Source organism: Burkholderia sp. S171 (assembly GCF_009766085.1).
Taxonomy (GTDB): Bacteria; Pseudomonadota; Gammaproteobacteria; order Burkholderiales; family Burkholderiaceae; genus Caballeronia.
This window is the reverse complement of record NZ_LMUF01000030.1, coordinates 297,383-311,524: the sequence shown is the minus strand read 5'-3', so window position 1 is coordinate 311,524 and position 14,142 is coordinate 297,383. Positions and strand designations below refer to the sequence as shown.

9 protein-coding genes and 1 pseudogene are annotated in these 14,142 nt (G+C 62.0%); 4 read left to right on the top strand and 6 right to left on the bottom strand.

The window, feature by feature from the left end; all coding sequences use genetic code 11:
• From GSQ93_RS15295 to GSQ93_RS15285, 3 genes and pseudogenes are all read right to left on the bottom strand, one after another.
• Positions 1 to 2,275, bottom strand: a pseudogene (locus tag GSQ93_RS15295) (hypothetical protein); the annotation flags it as partial.
• 406 nt (positions 2,276 to 2,681) lie between these two features.
• A complete protein-coding gene (locus GSQ93_RS15290; RefSeq protein ID WP_158936510.1) occupies positions 2,682 to 4,016 on the bottom strand; it encodes an AAA-associated domain-containing protein in 1,335 nt (444 codons plus the stop codon).
• A gap of 86 nt (positions 4,017 to 4,102) precedes the next feature.
• Complete coding sequence (locus GSQ93_RS15285) at positions 4,103 to 5,899, bottom strand: ABC transporter permease subunit (RefSeq protein ID WP_158936509.1); 1,797 nt, start codon at positions 5,897 to 5,899, stop codon at positions 4,103 to 4,105.
• Between the two features lie 709 nt (positions 5,900 to 6,608).
• Between GSQ93_RS15285 and GSQ93_RS15280 the strand changes: the two genes are divergently transcribed.
• Positions 6,609 to 8,285, top strand: coding sequence for a sensor domain-containing diguanylate cyclase (locus GSQ93_RS15280; protein WP_158936508.1), 1,677 nt, complete (start codon positions 6,609 to 6,611; stop codon positions 8,283 to 8,285).
• A gap of 137 nt (positions 8,286 to 8,422) precedes the next feature.
• Positions 8,423 to 8,686 (top strand): hypothetical protein, encoded by a 264-nt coding sequence (locus GSQ93_RS15275; RefSeq protein WP_050381213.1) that lies wholly within the window; start codon positions 8,423 to 8,425, stop codon positions 8,684 to 8,686.
• A 123-nt stretch (positions 8,687 to 8,809) separates the two neighbouring features.
• Here the strand turns inward: GSQ93_RS15275 and GSQ93_RS15270 are convergent, their stop codons facing one another.
• Together GSQ93_RS15270 and GSQ93_RS15265 are read right to left on the bottom strand one after the other, a co-directional pair.
• Positions 8,810 to 10,162: an ATP-binding protein gene (locus tag GSQ93_RS15270; protein ID WP_158936507.1), complete on the bottom strand. Its 1,353-nt coding sequence runs from the start codon at positions 10,160 to 10,162 to the stop codon at positions 8,810 to 8,812.
• Positions 10,146 to 10,868 carry a response regulator gene (locus GSQ93_RS15265; protein WP_047896230.1) on the bottom strand — a complete coding sequence of 241 codons (723 nt, stop codon included), beginning with the start codon at positions 10,866 to 10,868 and terminating at the stop codon, positions 10,146 to 10,148. Before GSQ93_RS15265 ends, GSQ93_RS15270 begins: the two co-directional genes overlap by 17 nt.
• A gap of 219 nt (positions 10,869 to 11,087) precedes the next feature.
• Between GSQ93_RS15265 and GSQ93_RS15260 the strand changes: the two genes are divergently transcribed.
• Complete coding sequence (locus GSQ93_RS15260; RefSeq protein WP_158936506.1) at positions 11,088 to 11,669, top strand: periplasmic heavy metal sensor; 582 nt, start codon at positions 11,088 to 11,090, stop codon at positions 11,667 to 11,669.
• Between the two features lie 317 nt (positions 11,670 to 11,986).
• On the opposite strand, the gene GSQ93_RS15255 is transcribed toward GSQ93_RS15260, so the two are convergent.
• Complete coding sequence (locus GSQ93_RS15255; RefSeq protein WP_158936505.1) at positions 11,987 to 12,685, bottom strand: pirin family protein; 699 nt, start codon at positions 12,683 to 12,685, stop codon at positions 11,987 to 11,989.
• Between the two features lie 765 nt (positions 12,686 to 13,450).
• On the opposite strand from GSQ93_RS15255, the gene GSQ93_RS15250 reads away from it, so the two are divergent.
• On the top strand, positions 13,451 to 14,140 hold the full coding sequence (locus GSQ93_RS15250) for an ABC transporter permease (protein WP_158936504.1): 690 nt from the start codon (positions 13,451 to 13,453) through the stop codon (positions 14,138 to 14,140).
• Positions 14,141 to 14,142: the final 2 nt, after the last annotated feature.

Below are 14,142 nucleotides of genomic sequence, written 5' to 3'. Positions count from 1 at the left end.
AATACCAGTTATCTCCCGTGCCCGCCGTCACGCCACCTCGGAACAAAAAGTACGTAAACGCCCCCGCCTTGACCGGATTCGCCAATGAAAACGCAGTCGTCGCCGTCGTCCCGCCCTGAATTGCCTGCACGACCATGATCCCGTCGCTCAGCGTCAGCGCGCCCGCGCCACCCGCGTTCGTCACCCCAATCGCGGTATTGCCCGTCGCCGCACCTTGCGAAATCACCAGCTTTCCGCTCGGCGAGCTATCCGCTCCGAGCACGCTCTGCACCCGCAATTGCCCGCCATGGCCGACATAGTCGCCGTTGACCATGAGCGTATTGCGTGGACTCGCGCCGCCGGTCAGATCGATCGTGCCCGCGTTGCTCACGCTCACCCGCCCGCCCGGCACAACGGTCGTGACTGCAGATTGCCCGCCGCCGTTCCAGACAAGCGTGCTGGTTGAATCGATATCGAACAGGCCCGTTTGCGCCGTCGCGTTGCCCAATGACACGCCGCGATCGTCGAGCGAGATCCGGCTGCCGTTCGTCAGCGCGATGCTGTCCCAGTTCGTGAAACGGCTAAGCCCGCTGGTTTGCGTATGGTCGAACGTCAGGGCACTCTGCGCGGTGCCCCCATCGAATGCCGATAACCCGGCGAGGTTGGCGTCGTTCAAATTCGACAACGTGGCGGCCACCCAGCCCGCTCCGAACGACACCGTCCCGCCGATTACCCCGCCTCCCAGCCATCCGAAGGTCGTGGCTCCATCGCCCGACGCGATGCCCTGCGCGATCGATCCGCCCGTGACCGCGATCGTGTTCGCGCCGCCCCCCAGTGTGACCGCGCCGCCTATCGTCCCGCCCGACAAAGTGAAACTCGTCGTGCCGGAGCCGGCTGTCAGGTTGGTATCGATTTGTCCGCCTGACATGGCGAAGGCGTTCTGGGCGGCCGTCATCGCCACGCTGCCAATGCGCCCACCCGTGATCGTGACCGCGCCGCCGTTCGTCAGGTCTCCCGTGACGCGCCCGCCGTTTAGCGTGAAGCGTGGCTGAGCGCCGCCCTGGTCGACGGAATCGACCTGCCCCGCCTGCATGACAAACGTGTTGATGCCCGTACCTTGACTGATCAGTCCACTGACCGTGCCGCCGTTCATGTTGAAGGTGTTCACGCCGGTATCGGTCGACACGGCCACGCCGGCGCCACCCGTAATCTGGCCTGTGTTCGTGATGGTGACGGCGAACGGACCGCTGGTCAAAATCGCGGCATTCGACCCGCCTTCGATCACCCCACTGTTCACGATCACCGCGTCGCCACCGACCGACGATAACCCCACGCCGCCGCCCGTTATGGTCCCGGCGTTGTTGAATCTGCCGCCGCCGTTCGCGTCGATGCCGTTGCCCTGATCGCTCGCAATCCGGGCGTTGGCGGTGTTGGTCAAGGTGACCCCTTGCGCGAAAAACGCGCCGAGTCCGCCCGCTCCGTGCGCGACGATCGAGCCGGTGTTCGTGACGAGCCCTGCCGAAGCATCGAGGGACACGATGCCGTGCGCGTTCGATCCGGAGACATCGATGGACCCGTTATTTGTCAGCGTCGTGTTGCCCGGTCCACTCCCCCCGTTCGCGAGCAAGCCGTACGATCGAGCGCCTGTGGTCGTAATCGTGCCGCTGTTGACGAGCGCATCGCCGGAGGTTTCGGCAGCCATGCCGTAAGAGTCATCGCCGGACGTGGTAATCGTGCCATGGTTGGTTAGCGTGCCGCCGCCGGCGGCCGACAAGTCCAGCATGGCCGCCGACCCTGTCCCGCTCGTGCCGATCACGCCGCTCGCCGTATTCACCATCGTGACGGCCGCCGAGCCGTTGTAGATGCCTTCCGATTCCACGCCGGACGTATGAATCGAGCCGCCATTCGTGACGGCGTTATGCCCGATGCCGGATGGGATTCCCTCGGAGGTGATGCCATCGAATGAATTGGCGGTGTTTTGAATCGTTCCGAAGTTCTGTACCGTGCTCGAATCCTGAATAGCGATGCCGCTGCTGTTGTTCACGCTGATGCCCGCACCTGGAAGCACGACGACGGTGACACCAGTACTGCCGGCGAGAGCCACGACGGGCAGCGTGGACGGATTCGGCGCATTGGCATTGCACGTGGCGGTTTGTCCGCTCGCGGGCGCGAGGTTGTCGCAAACGGCGAGCGCGGACGGAGCGCGCAACAGGCACGCCAAGCCAATCGACAAACGAGATAGCACACTCGTCCGGGACGTCAGCATGGACGGTAACGACAGGCGCGTTCGGCGCATCTTCTTGTCTCCACGTTTCAGGGTGACTGAAGCGTTTGCCCGGTGGTGCTTGCCGCGCGCAGGACGACCTGCGCGCGAGTGGAAAGGCGGGGGACTCGAAGGGTAATGCACGATTTACGCGGAAGCAATCTTGCGAAAATCGTTCCAACAAGGCGCGATTGAATCGCTGAGAGCCTTAATGGGCGCGGGTTTCGCCACGCCCTGAAATAACTGCGCCCGACGTTTTCAACGTCGTCGGCAATCAGGTTGTTTCCGCTCCAAAACCATTCGATCAGTAAAACTGAGCGCTTTGCTGATGACTAAAACACGGCCCATATAACGCAAAAAACGCGGCGTCCGTTTCCGGATCTGCCGCGTTTTTTTTGCGCCGGTCAGCGCGATTCAAGCTTTCTTCACTTTCCACGCGTCAGGATTCGACGTCTTCCAGGCTGAAAATTTCGGTCTGGTCGTTGTACGAGAAAATCTCGCCATAACGGCCCCAGTTGATGACCGCATCCAGCGTTTCCTCGGCGGCTTTATCGGAGAGAAAATCTTCCAGTTCCTGCTCGAAGCGCACCCGCGGCGCACGATGCCCCGGCCGCTCATTGAGCACCTTCTTGATCCGCGCGGCGAGCGGCACGTGCCGCAGCAAATGCTCCGCGAACATCATCTTGCGTTCCTGCGTCCCGAACTCGGCGAACACGCGGGCCGGCGGCGTCAGGAAAATGTCACCCTCACGCACATCGGCGAAACCCAGATGCTGAAGCACTTCGGCCACCGGAAACAGATCGTCGACCTCCAGATGCAGCGAACGCGCGATCTCCGGCATGTCGGCGCGGCCGTGATACGGATCGGCGGCGAGCGTTTCGATCAGACCGGCCATCAGGTTGGTCGAGACCTGCGGCAGCCAGCTGCTCAGATCCAGGCCCTTCTTCTTCTCTTCACCGAGTTGACGCGCGGTCATCTTGGCGTAGATATCGTCGACCAAACGGCGGAACGCGGGGTCGAGCCGATTGCGCGGGTGCTTGAACGGCACGCGGATTTCGGCCATGACGCGTCCCGGATTCGACGACAACACCAGGATCCGGTCGCACATGAACACCGCCTCCTCAATGTTATGCGTCACGATCAACACCGACTTGATCGGCATCTTGCCTTGCGTCCAGAGGTCGAGCAGGTCGGTACGCAAGTTTTCGGCGGTCAGCACGTCGAGTGCGGAAAACGGCTCGTCCATGAGTAACAACGTCGGGTCAACGACCAACGCGCGCGCAAACCCCACACGCTGACGCATGCCGCCCGATAGCTCACGCGGATACGCGTTTTCGAAACCATCGAGACCGATGAGGTCGATGGCTGCCAGCGCCCGCTCGCGCCGTACTTTCGCCGGCACGCCCTGCGCCTCCAGCCCCGCTTCCACGTTCTGCAGCACGGTCAGCCACGGAAACAGCGCGAAGGTCTGGAAGACCATGGCCACGCCTTTCGCCGGACCGTGCAACGGTTCGTTCAAGTAAGTGACCTGGCCACCGGTCGGCTCGATCAGTCCGGCGATGATCCGCAGCAGCGTCGATTTGCCGGATCCCGAACGGCCCAGCAACCCGACGATCTCGCCTGCATTGAGCGTCAGGTTCACGTCTTCGAGCACGAGCAGCTCGCCCTGCGTCTTGTTGAAGCCGCGACTGACGTTCTCGACGTTCAGGATTTCCTCGCCGAGGCGCGGCGGGATCGGCGGCGTGTGGGTAGTCGTATTCGTCTGCGTTGACATGATCGCTCGCGCGTTGCTGATTACATGAATTTAAGGGTACGGCCGCTGGCGACGGGCTTCAGAGTCAGTCTAAGCTCAGTCCAAACTCAGTCCAGCCTCAGGCGCGCTTCGGAATAAGCGAACAACGGGCGCCACAAAAGCCGGTTAAAGAGTGTGACGAACAGCGACATGACGGCAATACCGAGAATGATTTTCGGATAATCGCCGTTGGCCGTGCTTTCCGCTATATACGCGCCAAGCCCGTGCGCCACGATTTTCGTATGACCCCACGACACCGCTTCCGCCACGATGCTCGCATTCCACGCCCCGCCCGACGCGGTGATCGCGCCAGTCACGTAATACGGGAAAATGCCCGGCAGGATGGCCTGACGCCACCACTGCCAACCTTTGATCTGGAAGTTGGTGGCCGCTTCACGGTAATCGTTCGGATACGACGTCGCCCCGGCAATCACGTTGAAAAGGATATACCACTGCGTGCCGAGCACGATCAGCGGCGAGAGCCAGATATCCGGGTTCAGGTTGAACTTCACGATCACCACAACAAACACCGGGAACAGCAAATTCGCCGGGAACGCGGCCAGGAACTGCGCGAGCGGCTGGATCTTGCTGGCCAGGGCGGGCCGCAAGCCGATCAATACACCGACCGGAACCCAGATCACCGAAGCAATCGCGATCAGCACCATCACGCGAAACAACGTGATCAAGCCCAGCCAGAAGACGTGCCAGACTTCGCCCCACGTGACGCCCGTGCTCACGAAAACCGTCACTTTCCACACCAGGAACACCGTCAGCGCGAGGACAACGATCGCCCACGCGATATCGCCGGCACGGGAAGGATTGCGCGACTTGCTGCGCGCGCCGAGCGTCCCGAGCGTCGACCCGGCCAACGCTATCGGAAATTTCGGCAGGCGGCCTTGCAGCGAAGGCAGTTTCAGCGGCACCCGCGCCATCTTGCCGATCATCCAGCCCGCCGGCACCAGCAACTGGTGAATCAAACGCGTGCGGCGAATCAGGTCGAGCAGCCACGACTCCGGCACGTTGCCCGAGCTCGTGTTTTCCATGCGGAATTTGTCGGCCCAGGCAACCAGCGGACGGAACAAGAGCTGATCGTAGGCCAGGATCACCACCGTCATGGCCAGGATCACCCAGCCGATCGCGCCGAGGTTCCGCTCGCCAATGGCGGTTGCCAGATACGCGCCGATACCCGGCAATACGATCGTGCGGTTACCGACCACGATCGCTTCGGAGGCGACCACGAAGAACCAGCCGCCTGACATCGACATCATCATGTTCCAGATGAGGCCGGGCATCGAAAACGGCACTTCGAGCTTCCAGAAGCGCTGCCAGTTGGTCAGGTGAAAACCGCGCGAGACTTCATCGAGATCGCGCGGCACGGTGCGTAGCGACTGATAGAAGCTGAACGTCATGTTCCACGCCTGGCTCGTAAAAATCGCGAAAATCGCTGCCAGCTCGGCGCCGAACACGCGCCCCGGAAACAACGCGAGAAAGAACGTGACCGTGAACGAGATATAACCGAGCACCGGCACCGACTGGAGAATGTCCAGGATTGGCACGAGCACGACGGACGCCCGCCGGCTCTTCGCCGCGAGGGTGCCGTAGATCAGCGTGAAGACCAGCGACGCCACCATGGCCGCGAGCATGCGCAAGGTCGTTCGCAGCGCGTATTCGGGCAGGTTCGACGGGTCGAGCGAGATGGCCTGCGTTTGCAGTGTCGAGATGGGCGCCAACGTCTCGTGGAAGCCGACCACGGTGAGCGCGAGCACGCAAATAATCAGCGGGAACGCGACGAAATCCCACCGGTTGGGCAATAGACGCCACGCCGAAGCGTTCGCCGTTCGAGTCAGGTTAAAGCCAAAATCCATTCCACGCCCTTCTCGTTGAGGCTCGTTGCAGCAGGCTTTTCGTCGCGCGAAGCAACGTCCGGCGCCTGTGTTATTGCCTGTATTCTTGTTTCCCAAGCGGATACCCGCTCTTCCCCACTCGCCCCGCGTCCGTGCAGGCCGCCTCGCCTTCCCGCCACTCCATCAAATCAGCAGAGTTCCGCGCCTTCCGGGCGGGATCCGCTCGCACGCTTGATTCGCCGGGCCGACATACAACTTGACCATTTCGGAAACGCACGACACTACACCAACCTTTGTTTCACGCACAACCTCAGCCGGCGGGTCTGTTGCGTGTTTTCCGAAACCACCGCCCTCAGCACAGCCTCCGATTAAACGGCTAACTAGTGGTGGACGTGGACACGCGGTTCAGAAACGCGCGCTCGCGCCGATAAGAACTTGATGGCCAGGAGAAAACGTCGTCCAATCGAGGCGTGGCGGCGTGGGCCGGGTAAGTGAATCAGAGCGAACCTGGGCAAATCGGACTGCGGGACGCTCGCCGGGCGAACGAACAAAGCATGAGGTGCGGCTGACGCTGATTTCGGCCGCCAAGCTACGGCACATCGGGCGAACTACCGATGTGCGCGCGGCTGCGCCCGGTAAGATGCTCACATGCTGGTAAAACACACATAACATGCTCGTCGCGCGGGGTTGTGCCACATCCCGCGCCACAGTCAGACAGGCCAGAGGATCGATGAACAAGACAACCTTTCACCGCGCCATCGCGACGCTCGCCATCGCGTTGCTTGCATGCGTGTGCTGGGTTGCCGCCGGGATGGTGTCGGACCGAATGGTACAGCAAGAACTGACCACGTCGGTACGCGTGGAGCAGCAAATGGCCGCGTCAATCGTCGACAACACCGCGCAGATCATTGCCAGCGACCTCGCCATGTCCCGGGCGATTCCGGCGACTATCGCCGAAATGGACATGATCCAGCTGGCGCTCGCCCAATCCCACAGTTCCGCTGAAGAAACCGGGCAATCCGAGCCCGAACGGCGAGCCAAATGGCTCGCCGTGCCGGCACTCGCCAAACTCGACAACTTCCTGCGCAACGCCCGCGGCTTCACGGGCCTCGACTACGTATGGGTCGTCAATAGCGATGGTTTTTGCGTGGCGTCGAGCAATGGGATTGACTCGAACAGCTTCGTTGGCGCCGACATGCGCATGCGCGGATATATCCAGAAAGCGCTGCTCGGCGCGTTCAACGAGACATACGGCGTCGGCCGGATGAGCGGCGATCCCGGCATTTTCATCGCCACGCCGGTGTATCGGGACGGCTTCCTGGTGGGCGCGGTGATCGCGAAAGTGAGCGTCGACCGCCTGCGCCACTGGGTTGCACGCGCGGGCACATTCGTCACCGACAGCAACGGCGTGATCGTCATGGCTCACGAAAGCCAGCTCGAAAACCGCGTGCTGCCGGATTCGCCCGTGCTGCGGATGTCCCGGTCGGAGCGGCTGGATGCGTATCGGCGGGTCGATTTCCGTACGCTGCAGCTGACCAACATCGGAGAACGCGTGCGGGCGGACGCCCCTTGGCTGCCGCCTTCGCTCGCGCAGTCGTTTTTCTCCTCCGGCGACAGCAGCGCACCCTCTCTCTACGACGAACGCACCGGTCTGAACTCCGGGCTTGCCGCGCATATTGTCCATCCGCTGCCGAACTGGGCGGAAATTGTGAGCAATCAACGCCGCGACCGGCTGCTGGTCTTCCTGACGGCGCTCGGCGTGAGCCTGCTGGCCATTGTGATCACCGTGTCGTACCTGCGCGAACGGCGCTTGCACCGGGCCACGCGCCATCTGGCCAACCAGTTGCAGTCGGCCAATACGCTGTTGTCCGCCGAAGCCCGGCACGACGCGTTGACCGGAGCGCTGTCACGACGTTATTTCCTCGATACCTTGCGTCGCGAAGTCGATCTGGCCCGCTCGAGTGGCGTGCCGCTGTCAGTGGCAATCGCTGATCTTGATCACTTCAAGCAGGTGAACGACCGCTTCGGCCACGCAACCGGCGACCGCGCGCTCGAACATTTCGTGCGGATGTGCGAGGAGCAACTGCGCGCAAGCGACGGTGTCGGGCGGTTGGGCGGTGAGGAATTTGGCTTGCTGTTGCCGCATACGGCGCTCGCCGATGCCCACACGGTTCTCGAACGCCTGCGCAAGCGCTTCAATCAGGAGCATTGCGCCTATCTTCCTGACGACACCATGTTGAGTGTGAGCATTGGCATCACGGAACTGAGCGACGGCGATACCGCTGAAAACCTGCTCAAGCGCGCGGACCTGGCATTATATGCGGCGAAATCGGGCGGGCGTGACCGCAGTGAAGTGCGCCCGGCCGATACCCGGCCCCCCATGCCGCGGCATCCTGAAACGGCCTGACACGAAGTTCAAAGTTAAAACGGCAGCTGAAACGGCAATTTGGCGAGACGTTGGCCGAAAGGAGTGGTGCGGCAGCGGCACGACAGCAGGTATTATCGACCTTCGAGTTCGATATCTGCCGTTATCAGGAGGGGTGCATGAAGGGAAATCTGGTCATTGTTTGCCGCGATCAGGACGCTGAAGCATTCGATCACTTGCTGGCCGAGTATGGTGCGTTCCAGACGAGGCTCTCTTCGACTGCCTGGTATTTGCGTCTCGATGTCGCGCCTGAAGTGATCCAGGAGGAAATCCTGGCGCGGTTCGGCAAATACACCACGCACTATATTTTCGAGGCCGCGACCGTGACGTACAACACCGTCGACAGCGAAGCGGCTTCCGCACTCAATACGTTGTTCGACTAGAGACATTGCCTGGCGCCAGGCTGGGGTTCGCTGGCGCTGCGAGGTTCTGGCGGCCGCGTTTTGGCCGCCTCCTCAAACCGCTTCGCCCGAGGACATCTAGCCCCGGGATGGCCAATCACACAATCACATCACGCGCGCTTCGTGCATCACGTCGCCGTGCAACATCTCGGCCGAGCGTGCCACGACATCAAAAGGAAAGGTCATCACGACCTGCAGGCCGCCTTCAGGACGATTGCCAATTTCGCATTCACCACCCGCCCGCCGCACGAGCCGCTCAACAATCGCAAGTCCCAACCCGCTGTGGCCACTGCCGCCGCGCGCCGGATCGAGCCTGACGAACGGCCGGCTCGCCTTCACCAGATCATGTGCCGCGATCCCACTGCCGCTGTCCATGACACGCAAAATCCAGCCATGTGTCCCGCGCAACGTTTCGATCACCATAGGCGGTGCGCCGTACGCGTGAGCGTTATCGAGCAGGTTGGACAACAAGCGGTCGAGCGTTGCCGCGGGCAACGCGAAGTCCCGCCCCGCCGTGAGCCGGGTCTGAACAGACGGCGCTCCCACCGTGACCGCGCGATAACTGCGCGCAATGCGCTCGCACTGCTGATCAACTTCGGCTGGCTCGCTGCGATCGGCGCCGTCGTGCGCGAACACGAGAAACTGGTCGACGATATGCGCCATGGATTCCACGTCGCGCACCACGCCATCCCGCACTTTCGCTTCATCCATCATTTCAGCGCGCAGGCGCAAACGCGCAAGCGGCGTCTTCAGATCATGGGCGACCCCCGCGAGCATGACCGCGCGATCGCTTTCCGTCTGCTCCACTTCGCGCACCATCTGGTTGAACCCGTGGGTCAACTGCCGCAACTCGCGCGGACCGCGTTCCGGTACCGGCGGAGTGGGTTCACCCCGGCCGAAACGTCCGACAGCCTGGGCCAGCGAACGCAACGGCGTCTGCAATTGCCACGCAGCAAAGAGCGCAGCCATCACAGCGGTAGAGAAAATAATCGCGAGCCAAAGCAGCATCCGGTCGCGCGAACGCGGCGGACGCAAGGGCTGCACGGGCACGACAATCCAGTTGGCATCCTTCGCGCCTCGCACCCACAGGCGCGGCGGGCCGCCCGGCTCACCGATGCGAACGTCGGTGCCGTCCGGCAGACGATCCCGCAAGTCTTCGATAAATCGCCCAAACTGCGGCGGCACGCGGCTGGTGTCAGCGTCGGTGAAGGGTTTGGGAACGTCAGGACTGTTGGCTTCGACTACGCGCACGCTCGACGGCAGCGGCTGATCTGGCGAATTCGTGATGTGCTGGCGGACGGCGTCGACCAGGAACGCGGCTTCTTCTACCGCGTAGCGCGTTTGGGTCTGATCCCGCTCGAGCCGGATGACGGTGAACCAGGCGACGTGCGACAAAACGAGCACGCCGATGACCAGGACAACCAGCCGGCCGAACAGTGAATCAATGGGCCGACGCATTTTGCTCGCCGTCCGGCACGAACACATAACCACGTCCGCGCACCGTCTGGATAAAACGCGGCGTAGACGGATCGGTTTCGAGGATCCGGCGCAGACGCCACACCTGCACGTCGATACCGCGGTCGGTGCCGTCGTATTCCGGACCGTGCAGCAGTTCGAGCAGGCGCTCGCGCGTCAGCGTGCGCATGGGGTGATTGACGAAAATCTTCAGCAATGCGAACTCGCTGCCCGACAGCGTGAGCGGCGTCTCGTCCTGATGAAGCGTGCGCGACTGGAAGTCGAGCCGGAAACGCCCGAATGAGAACGGTTCGCGCTGCTCGGGCGCCGCCGACGGAATCGTACGGCGCCGGCGCAACACCGCCTGCACGCGCGCCAGCAACTCGCGCGGATTGAACGGCTTGCCGAGATAGTCGTCAGCGCCGAGTTCCAATCCAACAATGCGATCCACGTCATCCGCGCGCGCCGTCAGCATGATCACCGGGATGTCGTCGCCCGAAGCGCGTAACTTGCGCAACGCGGTCAGTCCGTCCACACCCGGCATCATCAGGTCGAGCACGATCAGGTCCGGGCGCTCGCGTTCGAGGCGCCGTTCGAGTGTGCCCGCGTCATGCAGCACCGATACCTCGATGCCCTGCCGGACCAGGTAGTCGCGCAGGAGATCGCGCAGTTCAGCGTCGTCGTCGACGACAAGTATTTGAGTAGCCATGCGACGCAGTTTAACGCCTGCGCGGGGCCTCCACATTGCAATCACAGCGGAAACGTTTACTGGGTGTTACCACGAAAGGCGAAAGTAAACCGGCGTAATAACGGCGCCCCCGCTCGTAACACGCGCGTCGCGGCGACTGTCTACGCTGTGTCTTACCGAAGGCGCGACCACCGAAACGGCGCAGCCAGATCGGCTCTGGAAATCAAAAAGGAGTAGACCATGTTTAAGCAGTCCCGATTCCTCGCCATCACCGCCGCCGCGCTCGCCCTGTCGATCGGCGCGGTCAACGCCGCCAGCGCCGCCGCGCCCGACGCGCCGCCGCCCGGCGGTCCGGGCATGATGGGCGGGCCTGGAGGCCCGGGCGGGCATCATGGGGAAATGCGGATGAAGAAAGAGATGGACAAGTTGCACAGCCAGCTCAATCTGAACGCAGACCAGGAAAAAGCGTGGCAGGCCGCGCTTGGCACCATGAAGCAGAACCATGAGGCCGTGCGTGAAAGCCACAAGCAAATGCACGCGCAAATGGAATCAATGAAACAGCAGCCCATTCTCGATCTGAACGCCATGTACGCGGCGCACCAGAAGATCGAGCAGCAGAATTCCCAGTTGCGCGACCAGACGAGCGCCGCGTGGCTGAACTTCTATAACACGCTGAACGACCAGCAGAAGACCACGGTCAGTACGGCACTCAAGCAGCGCTTCGCAAAAATGGAAGCGCGCCGGGAAAAGATGGGTGAGCGCTGGGGTCAGCATCGCGGCATGCCGGGTGCGCCTGCAGGTGCATCGGCCGCAAATCCTTGAGCGGGTGATTGAAGCGGCGCGGGCCGCCGGTTTAATCGCAGGGTGACGGCCAAGCCGTTCTAATCAACGTTGGAACGGCTTTTTTTGCGTTAGCGCAATGCAACATTGCGTTTGGCGTTTGGCGTTGAAACGACGGCCGACACAATCCTGTTCCGTGATGATCCAGCGGACACGCAGCGGCGCCGTTCAGGCGCATCCGAAAATCCGACGCGCGCTAACAACACAAAAGGCCGCGGAATGGCTTCCGCGGCCTTTTAACGTTTTCCCGACCTCCCGGCCGATGCCTGGAAAAACCGGCCGATAACGCTTACTTCAGCTCAAGCCAGGTCGAACAGGATCACTTCAGCACCGGCGCCTTGATCCAGCGTGACCTTCGAGACTCCTTCCAGCTTGGCGGCATCGCCGGCGACCAGCGCTTCACCGTTCACCGAAATCGCGCCCCGCGCCACATGGACATACACGCGGCGGCCAGCCGGCACGTCGAATTCCGCGCGTTCATCGCCGTCGAAAAGACCTGCGTAGACTTCGGCATCGGCACCCAGCTTCACCGCGCCATCCCGTCCCTGCGGCGACGCGATGACCTGCAACCGGCCACGCTTTTCAGCGTCGTCGAAATGCTTTTCCTCGTAGCCCGGCGCATTGCCCGCTGCGTCCGGGATGATCCAGATCTGCAGGAAATGCGCGGTTTCAGTCGCGGAGCCATTGAACTCGCTATGACGCACGCCCGTGCCGGCGCTCATGCGCTGGACATCGCCGGGATGGATGGTCGACCCATTGCCCATGCTGTCCTTGTGCGACAGTCCGCCCTCAAGCACGTAACTGATAATTTCCATGTCGCGATGGCCGTGCGTCCCGAAACCCTGGCCACCCGCCACACGATCCTCGTTGATAACCCGCAGCGCGCCGAAATGCACGTGCTTCGGGTCGTCGTAGCCGGCGAAAGAAAAGCTGTGATACGAATCGAGCCAGCCGTGGTTAGCGTGGCCGCGTTCATTGGCGCGTCGAATTTCAAACATATCGAACTCCCGGTGATATTGCGATGGAGAGAATGTAAGGGCACGCACCGCGCTAAACAATCGCCCGCGCAGGCACCACACCGTCCTGAAAATGCATGCAATCGCGACAGCGCACGGGCTTGGCCGGCGGACTTTGCCCGTAGCATCAGGGTAACGGGAGCCTAAGCCGGACCGCAGGCGCACCGGTCGGCTTCGGGTAGAATACCGGCCTTTTCAAGGGTCAACGGGCCGGAGATGTCGACGCCCCGCCAGACAAGCCGCACCGGGAAAGCCGCATGATGCGCCCGCGGACTTAAGTCGCGGGCTTCAGTTGCGGGCTCCAGTCGCGGGCTCCAGCCGAGACAGCGTTTTTTCGGGTGAAAGGTCTTTGTCGATAAACGCACCAATTTTGGACACCTAGAATAAGCACCGCCGAAGACCGTCAGTCGGCAGCCGTGCATCTGGGTGCGGGCGAAGCGGCGGCAGCCGTCAGCGACCAGCGGTTTGTCGACGAACTGGAACAGCAACAAAAACAGGATAGAGGCAGTTAAAAGCAACCCGGCAGCGCGGCTACTGACGGCGGGTGCGGATAACCAGAGCAACCGGATAAATCAGGAACCAGGAACCAGGCAAGGCGAGAGGCGCAGGTTCACCGAACACCCAAAGCAGTCCGCCAGACAGCGGCTATGAGCGGTTATGCGAATTCAGGCAAAAAAACGCGGCTAACCTGGCCACAGTGAAAACAGCGAAGGCCACGGCACACGCGCACGTCATCAAGGAATCACCATGTTTCTGCAAGGCTACGGGCCGCTTATCCTCTCGGGCACATGGCAAACCGTCAAGCTGGCGGTCTTGTCGCTCGTGTTCGCATTCGTGATCGGACTCCTCGGGGCCGCGGCGAAACTATCGAGGAACCGCATTTCATCGGGTGTCGGCACGATCTACACCACGCTCGTGCGCGGCGTTCCCGACCTCGTGCTGATGCTGCTCCTGTTCTACAGCATCCAGATCTGGCTGAATCAACTCACCGACTTCCTAGGCTGGGATCAGATCGATATCGATCCTTTCGTGGCCGGTGTCATCGTGCTTGGGTTCATCTACGGCGCGTATTTCACCGAGACTTTCCGCGGCGCATTTCTCTCGGTGCCGCGCGGCCAGCTTGAAGCGGGCGCGGCTTATGGCATGACGCCGTGGCAAACCTTCTCGCGAATCATGTTCCCGCAGATGATGCGTTTCGCGCTGCCGGGCATTGGCAACAACTGGCAGGTGATGGTGAAAGCGACCGCGCTGGTATCGATTATCGGTCTGGCCGACGTGGTCAAGGCCGCTCAGGACGCCGGCAAGGGCACGTTGCGGTTCTTCTTTTTCACGCTGCTCGCGGGCGCGGTTTATCTCGTGATCACGACGATATCGAATCTCGTGCTGATGTGGCTTGAACGGCGCTACTCGTCGGGCGTGCGCAAGGCCGACCTGTAGCC